General features: G+C 44.3%; 1 protein-coding gene. It reads left to right on the top strand.

What is annotated here, in order from left to right; genetic code table 11:
• Window positions 1–10: 10 nt before the first annotated feature.
• A complete protein-coding gene (locus KDK18_RS11990) occupies window positions 11–1,012 on the top strand; it encodes a hypothetical protein (protein WP_257255158.1) in 1,002 nt (333 codons plus the stop codon).
• The last annotated feature ends 121 nt before the right edge of the window (window positions 1,013–1,133 follow it).

Raw genomic sequence — 1,133 nt, 5'->3', positions numbered from 1 at the left:
AGCCTGTTAGGTGACTAACGGGAATCTCGCTCCTTCAGGGGCGAGAGGATGTCAACAGTTTTATTGTCTGGATCAAAAGGCAAGCATTGATGATGAGTCCATTCGCATTTTCAGTAATAACTGCGTTATCGAAAAGTCCCGCGCTGCCGTCATTCTGATAAATAACGACCTGATCAATGAAACAGTGGCTGCACAGGTCAGGCAGTTGGAACAGTCATTTGAAAATGTACGTGTCCTGGATGTGTCAAAGCTGCTAAGTGAGGGCAGAGTAGCTGGTATGAAAATTACCCAGAATAAAAGCATGGAAGGTCAATTTTATGTGGAAGTGGATGCGCGTTTTTGCACACTCGAAGGTCATTATTATAACGATGGCAGGATAAGGCGTTATGTTCAGTTTCATGATGTTCTGGACATTTTTCAATTCGTGGCAATGTACCATTGTGATAAGGTCTGTGAATTAGTCGGCATTGAAACCAGCAGTCGTGGATGCATAAAAATCGACTGGGATATGGAGTTAACAGAGCCCATTGGCACTCTTAAATGCCCAGGTGGTTTTAGTGCTTTTATCATGGACAGTATCAGAGGGACAGAAGACGCCGGGAATAATGAGTTGACACATACTTTGATAATGGAGAACAGTCTGGTGGCGGTGACCAGACCACAGCACCCGATCATGGCTGATTCAGTTTGTCCGCACTATGTTGTATTCAGTAGATATACTAGCGCAGTCAGCAAATCATTCAATCATCCGCGCACTACTCCAAACTATGATGTCAAACAATTTTCCATAACTGGCAATGATGAGATCGCTTCCTTGAAGATGTTATGTCGTTTGAAAGAAAGAGAGCAGATTGCGGGTAATCTTGATCCTGCTAAGCCGCTGAACATCCGCTTTAATACAGGCACCAGCTGGAAGCAGAAAGTTGCTTTTCCATTAACTGGCATCAAGGCGGATCAAAGTCGGGTTCGGGGTGTCAGCTCATGGCAGGACAGTACGCCAATATCAGACTGAAAACAATACTTGTCAATAAGCTTATTTCCTGTTGAAGAGGACTTTCCCTTTATTTGTGAAATATCCGGTCTAGCAGCCTGTCGGACTTAAGCGTCCGTAGCGAGGATTGCAAGAAATTGAG

The organism is Endozoicomonas sp. SESOKO3 (genome assembly GCF_024606255.1).
The sequence above is the reverse complement of the archived record's forward strand: the minus strand, read 5'-3'. Positions and strand labels throughout refer to the sequence as shown.